At 48.8% G+C, this 1604-nt stretch carries 1 rRNA gene; it reads left to right on the top strand.

Features of this window, described 5'->3' with window-relative positions:
* The first annotated feature begins 44 nt into the window (after positions 1–44).
* Positions 45–1570 (top strand): 16S ribosomal RNA (locus tag HMPREF0077_RS08310).
* Positions 1571–1604 lie beyond the last annotated feature (34 nt).

Raw genomic sequence — 1604 nt, 5'->3', positions numbered from 1 at the left:
GTCAGATGTAAATGAATAAGCCAGAACAAAAAACGGCTCATATTATATATGAGAGTTTGATCCTGGCTCAGGATTAACGCTGGCGGCGTGCATAACACATGCAAGTCGAACGATGAAGATATTTAGATTCCTTCGGGATGAAAAATATTGGATTAGTGGCGGACGGGTGAGTAACGCGTGAGTAACCTGCCTTACACAAGGGGATAGCCGTTGGAAACGACGAATAATACCCTATGACATAAACTCTTCGCATGAAGAGCTTATCAAAGATTTATCGGTGTAAGATGGACTCGCGTCTGATTAGCTAGTTGGTGAGGTAACGGCCCACCAAGGCAACGATCAGTAGCCGGCTTGAGAGAGTGTACGGCCACATTGGGACTGAGACACGGCCCAGACTCCTACGGGAGGCAGCAGTGGGGAATTTTGCACAATGGGGGAAACCCTGATGCAGCGACGCCGCGTGATTTAGAAGGCCTTCGGGTTGTAAAAATCTTTTGTATGGGAAGAAAATGACAGTACCATACGAATAAGGACCGGCTAATTACGTGCCAGCAGCCGCGGTAATACGTAAGGTCCGAGCGTTGTCCGGAATCATTGGGCGTAAAGGGTACGTAGGCGGATAAGCAAGTTAGAAGTGAAATCCTATAGCTCAACTATAGTAAGCTTTTAAAACTGCTCATCTTGAGGTATGGAAGGGAAAGTGGAATTCCTAGTGTAGCGGTGAAATGCGCAGATATTAGGAGGAATACCGGTGGCGAAGGCGACTTTCTGGCCATAAACTGACGCTGAGGTACGAAAGCGTGGGTAGCAAACAGGATTAGATACCCTGGTAGTCCACGCCGTAAACGATGAGTGTTAGGTGTCTGGAATAATCTGGGTGCCGCAGCTAACGCAATAAACACTCCGCCTGGGGAGTACGCACGCAAGTGTGAAACTCAAAGGAATTGACGGGGACCCGCACAAGCAGCGGAGCATGTGGTTTAATTCGACGCAACGCGAAGAACCTTACCAAGTCTTGACATATTACGGAGGGAATTAGAGATAGTTCCTTACTTCTTCGGAAGACTGTAATACAGGTGGTGCATGGTTGTCGTCAGCTCGTGTCGTGAGATGTTGGGTTAAGTCCCATAACGAGCGCAACCCCTATATTTAGTTACCATCATTAAGTTGGGGACTCTAGATATACTGCCGGTGATAAACCGGAGGAAGGTGGGGATGACGTCAAATCATCATGCCCTTTATGACTTGGGCTACACACGTGCTACAATGGCAGGTACACAGGGAAGCGAGACTGCGAAGTTAAGCAAAACTCAAAAAGCCTGTCCCAGTTCGGATTGCACTCTGCAACTCGAGTGCATGAAGTTGGAGTTGCTAGTAATCGTGGATCAGAATGCCGCGGTGAATGCGTTCCCGGGTCTTGTACACACCGCCCGTCACACCATGGAAGTTGGCAATACCCGAAGCCTGTGAGCTAACCATTAGGAAGCAGCAGTCGAAGGTAGGGTCAGTAACTGGGGTGAAGTCGTAACAAGGTAGCCGTATCGGAAGGTGCGGCTGGATCACCTCCTTTCTAAGGATGAGAAGCTGATACGTCAGCTTCTCAC

The sequence above is a fragment of the Anaerococcus tetradius ATCC 35098 genome (assembly GCF_000159095.1).
GTDB classification, from domain to species: domain Bacteria; phylum Bacillota; class Clostridia; order Tissierellales; family Peptoniphilaceae; genus Anaerococcus; species Anaerococcus tetradius.
This window is presented reverse-complemented; position numbering and strand designations above follow the sequence as displayed.